Source organism: Gordonibacter sp., from assembly GCF_036667095.1.
Taxonomy (GTDB): domain Bacteria; phylum Actinomycetota; class Coriobacteriia; order Coriobacteriales; family Eggerthellaceae; genus Gordonibacter.
In genome coordinates, this window is record NZ_JAVWUP010000316.1 from 1 (window position 1) to 2228 (window position 2228).

Annotated in this window: 2 protein-coding genes; one reads left to right on the plus strand and one right to left on the minus strand. The window is 59.2% G+C overall.

Annotation, left to right across the window (positions count from 1 at the left end; all coding sequences use genetic code 11):
• A partial coding sequence (locus RR842_RS14140; protein WP_332730220.1) for an L-serine ammonia-lyase, iron-sulfur-dependent, subunit alpha occupies nucleotides 1-1187 on the minus strand: 1187 nt, incomplete at its 3' end.
• A 155-nt stretch (nucleotides 1188-1342) separates the two neighbouring features.
• Between RR842_RS14140 and RR842_RS14145 the strand changes: the two genes are divergently transcribed.
• Nucleotides 1343-2228 (plus strand): diguanylate cyclase (locus tag RR842_RS14145; RefSeq protein WP_332730221.1); only part of this gene is annotated, 886 nt, incomplete at its 3' end.

Here is a 2228-nt window from a genome sequence, read left to right on the forward strand (position 1 = left end):
ACGATGCCGTCGCCGCCGTAGAACTGCTGGCCGTCGCGGTACATAACGTAGCCCAGAATGCCGGCATTCACCGCGACGGATATCTTAGCGGCACAGGAGGGCTTAGCGCCGTCGCATACCATGCCCGCAACGATGGACAACGCATTCACTACCGCATGGCAGGCATCTTCATAGCCGCCACCATCCAAGTACGCGATACCAGCACCCGCCGCAGCACCGGCGCAAACAGCGCCGCAAAAGGCGGAAAGCCGCCCGATACCCGTCTTCTGATGGATGGCGATCAGATTCGACAGCACGAGCGCCCTATACCGCTGCTCGTCACTGCTTCCCAGCTCACGGGCGTACTCGATAACGGGCACCGACACCGTAATCCCCTGGTTGCCGCTGCCGGAGTTGATGACCACGGGCAGCTCGCAGCCGCTCATACGTGCATCGGATGCAGCGGCGGCCCGTGCGCAGGCACGCACCTTCACGTCGTCGCCGTATGCGCGCATCATGACGCTACCGATATTGGCACCCCAGTCGCCTGCCAGCCCTTCGTCGGCCACCGCCGTGTTGCAGGCGATCTGCCGATCGAGCAGCGGGCGCACATCGTCCAGGCGTACGGTTATGGCGAAATCCCAGATACCCGCCATGTCCAGCACGGTTCTATCGGTCAATCCCTCAGCGGTGCCGACCTCGGAAGCCAAAGGTGCTTCGTGCAGCACGTGGCCATCGCACTCCTCGTACACGATATTCGTATGATAATCAGCAATGCGCACCAACGCCTCACGTGCACCGGCTCCGGCAACCACCCGCACGATTACCTCAAAATCCACGGCATCGTCGGTGCGTTTCACCTCGATAGGCGTACTTTCTAGATAGGCAGAGATGTCACGCACGGCATCGGGACATACCTCGGCTATCACTTCGAGCTTGCGATCGGGTCGCCCGGCCACGATACCCGCCGCCGCTGCGGCGCCAATACCCTTCAACCCGCCGGTATGCGGGACGACAACGCTTTTCGCGTTTTTGATAATACTGCCACTGGCTTCCACGAATACGCGCTCGGGTACAACACCCAGCAACTCGCGGGCGCGCGCAGCAGCCAATGCGATAGCGATAGGCTCCGTGCATCCCATCGCAGCAATAAGTTCCTCGTTCAAAATGGCAACGTAGGCGCTGTAGCGCTCGTCAGATTCTTCCACTGCAAACCTTCCCTTCCGCCAATCAGCCCATCATAGCATGAGGCGGCCCGCTGCTGCCCAGAAGGAAACTTGTGGGGTCAAGCAGGCTCAATGCAAACTATAATAGGGGAAACCAACGAGGGGTACGCCAGGCAAAACATCACGGAGGACCAAGGATGCAACGGCATACGTACGTGATCGACCATGACTACCGCATCGTATACTTCGACGAAGCCGCCAAGCGCCTGTTTCCCAGCGCGCAGGAAGACGGGCTTTGCTACAAGCTGTTCCGCAACGCAGGCAAACCTTGCGAAGACTGTCCCTGGAATCCCGATCAGCCCGACCTTGCCGCGCAAACCCTCATTTTCAGTCCCAAGCGCGACCAATGGTACGAGATTGCGCATTTGGAAGTAGATTGGTTCGAGCGCGGCCCTTGCGTGCTGTTCTCGGGGAAGCCCATCGACGACCAAAGCCGCGGCTTGTTCGCCATGCTCGGGGAACCCCCGTCCTATGATGCGCTGTTCGAGCTCAACCTGACCGACGACACCTACCGGATGCTATACAGCGATTCCAGCAAGTACAACACTACCGCACCTGCCGGAAAGCTTGAACCCTTACCTGCGGAATCGGTGAACCGAAGGGTCCATCCCGACGATCGTCTTGTTTTCCAGGAGTTTTGGAGCTTTGCCACACTGCTGGATCGTATCGAACAAGCGGGCGGAGTGCTGCGCAGCGAGTTCCGCAGGCTGCTGAGCACAGGCGAGTGGGGATGGACCGCCCAAACCGTCGTGCCGGTAAAACGAGGCGAACGCGGTGAAACCGTGGTCATGTGCTTCGTTTCTGATGTTAAGGCAGAAGAGGGCTCGCGCAAAAACCTCGCCGAGAGTATGCGTATCCGCCAGCTCAGAGAGCGGGACCCGCTGACCAACCTCTACAACGCCTCGACGTTCTTCGCCAAAGCGAAAGAGCTGGTGAAAGAACACCCCGGCCAAGACTACGAAATAGCTTACCTGGACATCGAGCATTTCAAACTGTACAACGAATGGCATGGTCATGAGGCGG